Here is a 5399-nt window from a genome sequence, read left to right as displayed (position 1 = left end):
CCGCGCTGCTCGTGTCCGGCTGCGGGGCGAGCGGTGCGGGCTCGGACGGGACGGTGCGGGCGGCGCTGGCCGCGCTGCCGATGTCGACCCCGTCGGCGCTGTCGCCGTACTACACGCAGAAGCTGAGCTGGCGGGAGTGCGGCGCCCCCGGTTTCGAGTGCGCCACGATGAAGGTGCCGCTCGACTACGACAAGCCCGCTTCCGGTGACATCAAGCTGGCCGTCGCCCGCAAGAAGGCCACCGGCAAGGGCAAGCCGCTCGGCTCCCTGCTGGTCAATCCGGGCGGCCCCGGTGGCTCCGCGATCGCATACCTTCAGCAGTACGCGGGCATCGGCTACCCCGCCGAGGTCCGGGCCCGTTACGACATGGTCGCCGTCGACCCGCGCGGGGTGGCCCGCAGCGAGCCCGTGGAGTGCCTGGACGGGCGCCAGATGGACACGTTCACCGAGACGGACATGACCCCGGACGACGCCAAGGAGACGGACACCCTGGTCAGCGCCGACCGGAAGTTCGCCGAGGCCTGCGGGGAGCACTCCGCGAGGCTGCTCCGGCACGTCTCCACCGTCGAGGCGGCCCGCGACATGGACGTCCTGCGCGAACTGCTCGGCGACAAGAAGCTGAACTACGTGGGCGCGTCGTACGGCACGCTCCTCGGCGCGACCTACGCCGGGCTGTTCCCGCACCGCACCGGCCGGCTGGTGCTGGACGGCGCGATGGACCCCTCGCTCGACGCCCGGCAGGTCAACCTGGACCAGACGGCGGGCTTCGAGACGGCGTTCCAGGCGTTCTCGGCGGACTGCGTCAAGCAGGCCGACTGCCCGCTGGACGGCAAGGACGCGACCCCCGCGCAGATCGGCGACCGCCTGCAGAAGTTCTTCCGGGCGCTCGACGCCCGCCCGATCCCGGCCGGCGACGCGGACGGCCGCCGCCTGACCGAGTCGCTGGCGACCATCGGCGTGGTCGCCGCGATGTACGACCAGAGCACCTGGGAACAGCTCCGCGAAGCGCTGCACTCCGCGATGGACGAGAACGACGGCGCGGGCCTGCTCGCCCTGTCCGACAGCTACTACGAGCGTGACTCCCGCGGTCACTACAGCAACCTGATGATGGCCAACGCGGCCGTCAACTGCCTCGACCTGCCGCCCGCCTTCGACGGCCCGGAGCAGGTGGAGCAGGCGCTGCCGCAGTTCGAGAAGGCGTCCCCGGTGTTCGGCCCGAACCTTGCCTGGTCCGCCCTGAACTGCACGTACTGGCCGGTCAGGGCGACCGGCGAGCCGCACCGCATCGAGGCGAAGGGCGCGGCGCCCATCGTGGTCGTCGGCACCACCCGCGACCCGGCGACCCCGTACCGCTGGGCCCAGTCCCTCTCCCGCCAGCTCTCCTCGGCCCACCTCCTGACCTACGAGGGCGACGGCCACACCGCCTACGGCCGCGGCAGCGCCTGCATCGACTCCGCGATCAACACCTACCTGCTCCGCGGCACCCCGCCCGCCCGGGGCAAACGCTGCACCTGACACCCCTCGTACCGGCCCCGCCCGCCGGGGCCGGTACGAACCATCCCGCGCACCTGTGTAGACTTACCGACGTTGCCGATCGCACCCCGGTGCGTCCAACACGCCGCTTTAGCTCAGATGGCCAGAGCAACGCACTCGTAATGCGTAGGTCTCGGGTTCGAATCCCGAAAGCGGCTCCATCCGAAGCCCAGCCCAGACAGTGTCTGAGCTGGGCTTTTGCGTTCAGCGGATACGGCGGCGGCGCCGGGCGCGCTCCGCGCGGCTGTCCGTGGGCTCAGTTCTGGTCTCAGTGGTGGGTTCAGGGCGGGGCATGAAGTGGTCTCCCATGCGGCGCATCGCGTCCTTGGACAGGTGGGAGCGCCCCTTCACGTAGCGCCGGGTCTGACTGATCTGGGTGTGTCGCAGGATCTCCATGATCGTCGGCATGTCCACCCCCAGCTCGTTCAGGATCGTGCCGGCGGTGTGGCGGCTCCCGTCGTACAGGCGCCGGTCATCGATCCCGGCTTCCTCCAGCAGCTCCTTGAACTCTGCCCAGTCCTGCCGAGGATCGAGCGGACGGCCATCCGGCCGGGAGAAGACGACGCCGTACTCCTGCCACAGCTCGCCGGCAGCGGCCCGCATCTCCTGCTGCTGTGCCCTGTGCTCCCGCAGGTAAGGGATGAACGGAGGCGGGATGGGGACGGCATTCCGACTCTTCTTGGTCTTGGGCCGGGTGAAGACCAGGCCCCCGCCCTTACGGTCGGGGCAGGAGCGGGCGTGCGCGGTGCAGTTCTTCGGGCACGGCTTCGGGCAACCCCGCTTGTAGCCCTTGTGAGCCGCGCAGTCCGGAGGGCACAGCTCGAACCGGTGGAAGCGCTCGCCACACGTGTGAGGATCGGTGCAGCCGTGGCGCCAAGTGAGCCGCTGAAGCTGCCACTGGGGGTGGAACAGCTCGTTGTCGAGATCGACGTAGGGCCAGCGCAGTCCGAGGGATTCACCCTGCCTAAGCCCCATCCCGACGCCGATGCACCACCGCATGAACGTGGGCCGCTTGGCCGCGGCTTCCAGGAACGCCTTCGCCTCCGCGCTCGTGAACGGATTCGCTTCCGTCTCGTCCACGGTGGGGGGGTCCACGAGCGTGGCGACGTTCTCCACCACGAGCCGGCGGCGGTGGGCGATTTTCAGCGCGCGGGACAAAATCCGGTGCACCTTCAGCACGTGGGAGGGTGCATACCCGTTGTCGAGCAGCGCGCGGTACATGTGTTCCAGGTGCTCCGGTTCCAGCTTGTCCAGCCGGTGCTGCCCGATGCCGGGGATGATGTGGTTCCGGGTCTTGGACCAGTAGTCGTCCAGGGAGCGCGGCCGGAGCTTCAGGGACGCGATGTCGGTGAGATAGGTGGTCATCCACTTCTCAACCGTGGGCTTGCGGCCGGCCTTCGGGGCGCGCCCCTTGTCGCGCAGCGCCTCCAACTCTCGGACCTTGCGCTTGATCTCCATCTCGGTGCGTGCTCGGCGGTGTCGCCGGTCCGGCTTTCCGTCCGGCTGGACGCCCATGGTCACGCGGCCGTGCCACCAGCCATCCGAGCCGAAGTAGATGGACGACTCCATGTTCTGCTTCCGGGGGCTCATGTGCTCCTCCATGCGGGAGGCGCCCCAAGCGTGATGCTCGAGGCGCCTCGGTGACGTGTTCGGGGTCAGTTGGGCAGGGGAGCGAGGTTCGCCACGTACGTCTCAAGGTCGGCCCGCCGAATCCGGCGCGTGCGGCCCAACTTGATGTACTTCAGGGAACCTGCGGCCATCAGCTCGTAGACCGTGGAGCGGCCGATCGCGAGGGCTTCGGCCGCTTCTTCGGGCTTGTAGAGGAGCCGATCAATGGGGGCGGCGAGTGCGGTGCTCATCCGGGGTGCCTCCAGGGCAGTTCGGCATTGCCAAGGGGAGTGGTGCGCGGGTCCTAGGCCGGTGTGTGTCCGAAGCTCGGATTTCTGCGTCACCGCGTCACCTGCGTCATTTAGAGCTCTGACCTGCGGCTTTCGGTGACGAGGCGGGACGGGCCTGCGTCACCCGTGCGTCACCGTTTGCGTCACCGGGTGACGCAGGTGACGCAGGATGACGCAGAGAAATCCGTCTGCGTCACCGCTGTTGCCGCAGGCCAGGGGCCGCTTTCCGGCCGTGGTGACGCAGGTGACGCAGCGTCTTCCTACTTAGGACAAAGAAGGGGCTGCCTGTAGTACTTGGGTGCGCCTTACAGAGCGAAGAAGGAGCCGCTGCGCGGCGCGTCCTTGGGGCGGCGTTCCGCCGAACGGCAAGAGGAGCACGTGCTCCTCTTGCCGTTCGCTTGAGCCTGCGGATCGCGGGTCAGAACGCCTGCGTCTGCTCGTGCGGAGGCAGGGTCAGGGCGGCGGTGCGGGTCATTTCGAGGTAGCGGCCTGCCTTGGTGCGCCCGGAGTCGATGAGCACCCCCCGAGCCGCCAGGGTGGGCTGGAGGCGCTTGAGGCGGTCCGAGAGCACCTTGCCGGTGGTCGGCCACCCCTTGGGCAGCGCACGGCAGTCATCGCCGCTGTAGAGGCGGCTCAGGCATGCCAGCCACTCCGTGGATGTCATCTGCTGCGCCGCGCCGGGCTCGATGCTCCCGGCATGCAGAAGGACGGTCTGCGCGAGGAGATCACCCTCGATCACATCGTCGTTCAGATCGTCCAGACTCGCCCGGTACGCAGGCAGAGCCCCCAGCCCGGTTGCCGCGTCGAACTGCGCGCACAGGTGGGCGAAGTCCGCCATCCGCAGATCGGTCGGTGTCTCCGCGTCCACGGCGCGGACCTTGACCGTGAGGTCCAGGAGCGAGCCGAGTACGACGGGCAGGGCTTCCGCGTAGTCGGCCCACAGTTCGGCTTCGGTGCGCCGGACCTTGGGGCGCTCCAACCTCAGGGGCAGGAGCCGTTCGGCAAGGTCGGGGCGGATGACCCCCACGTCGATGCCGGTGAGGAGCAGGGGCCGGCGGTAGCCGACGCGGAACACGTCCCCGTCGGTGAACAGGGCGCGCTTGACGCTCTCGGCTCCGGTGACGATGCAGCACATGGCGTCGGACAGGTCCGGCGTCATGTGGGACAGGTTGTCCAGCGCGGTGACCCATCCCGCCGCCACGGCGGCGATGAGGTTCTCCTCATCCTTCGGCGCCCGGCGCAGGTCCCCGCTCATGCCTTCGATGATCCGGGTGAGCATCCGGCCGCCGGTCGACTTGCCCGCGCCCTGCGGACCCGTGAGGAACGGCGCGGGGACCGGCACCGAGGGCCCGAGGCAGCCGATCAGCCACGCGATGGCCAGGCATTCGGTCTCGGCGTTGGCGAAGTTGCACAGGCGCATCAGCAGGTCTATGCCCTTGCCGTCGGTGTCCTTGGCCGGCAGCGGCAGTTCCCCGGTGAGCTGGGTGCGCCGCCAGCAGACCTCGCGCGGGTCCGGCGTGAGGATGTCCCATCCCGACGGATGGATGCGGACGGACTGCCCGTCATCGCGGCCCAGGTCCAGCCACGTCGCCCCGTCGAACCCCGGAGCCACGCGGATGTGCACGGGCTGCACCTCCTCGGTCAGCGCGAGTGCTTCGATCAGGTCCAACGCCTCTTTGATCGCGGACCCGTTGAACGAGCCGCGTCCGTCCCGGTACAGACCGACCATGAGTTCCTGCCGGTGGCTGCCCGTGGTGCCCTGCGAGCGGATCGGACGGGCGACGGGGTGGCCGTTGCGCTGCGCGTACACGGTCCCGTCGGCAGTGCGGAAGTAGCGGAAGTGCTCCTGCGCGTAGTCCGCGATGATCTGGCGGGCAGGAGTCTTGTCGTCCTCAGCCATGGGTCAGTCCCAACGTGGTCAGGGCGTTGGTCCACGCCTCGGTGCAGTGCAGGGGCGATTCGCCCTTGG

General features: G+C 69.2%; 4 protein-coding genes and 1 tRNA gene. 2 read left to right on the top strand and 3 right to left on the bottom strand.

Annotation, left to right across the window (positions count from 1 at the left end):
- Both GT030_RS04685 and GT030_RS04680 read left to right on the top strand, forming a co-directional pair.
- Window positions 1–1514 (top strand): alpha/beta hydrolase (locus tag GT030_RS04685; protein WP_237522200.1); only part of this gene is annotated, 1514 nt, incomplete at its 5' end.
- 102 nt (window positions 1515–1616) lie between these two features.
- A tRNA-Thr gene (locus GT030_RS04680) sits at window positions 1617–1693 on the top strand.
- Window positions 1694–1736: 43 nt separating this feature from the next.
- On the opposite strand, the gene GT030_RS04675 is transcribed toward GT030_RS04680, so the two are convergent.
- From GT030_RS04675 to GT030_RS04665, 3 genes are all read right to left on the bottom strand, one after another.
- On the bottom strand, window positions 1737–3122 hold the full coding sequence (locus GT030_RS04675) for a tyrosine-type recombinase/integrase (RefSeq protein ID WP_161199971.1): 1386 nt from the start codon (window positions 3120–3122) through the stop codon (window positions 1737–1739).
- A 65-nt stretch (window positions 3123–3187) separates the two neighbouring features.
- Window positions 3188–3391 carry a helix-turn-helix domain-containing protein gene (locus tag GT030_RS04670; RefSeq protein ID WP_161199970.1) on the bottom strand — a complete coding sequence of 68 codons (204 nt, stop codon included), beginning with the start codon at window positions 3389–3391 and terminating at the stop codon, window positions 3188–3190.
- 457 nt (window positions 3392–3848) lie between these two features.
- The gene (locus GT030_RS04665; protein WP_161199969.1) at window positions 3849–5330 is read right to left on the bottom strand and encodes an ATP-binding protein; all 1482 of its coding nucleotides are present in this window, start codon (window positions 5328–5330) and stop codon (window positions 3849–3851) included.
- Between the last annotated feature and the right edge of the window lie 69 nt (window positions 5331–5399).

It is taken from the genome of Streptomyces sp. SID1328 (assembly GCF_009865595.1).
Lineage (GTDB): Bacteria > Actinomycetota > Actinomycetes > Streptomycetales > Streptomycetaceae > Streptomyces > Streptomyces griseoluteus.
Note: the sequence above shows the minus strand (reverse complement) of the source record. Positions and strands in the feature narration are given on the sequence as shown.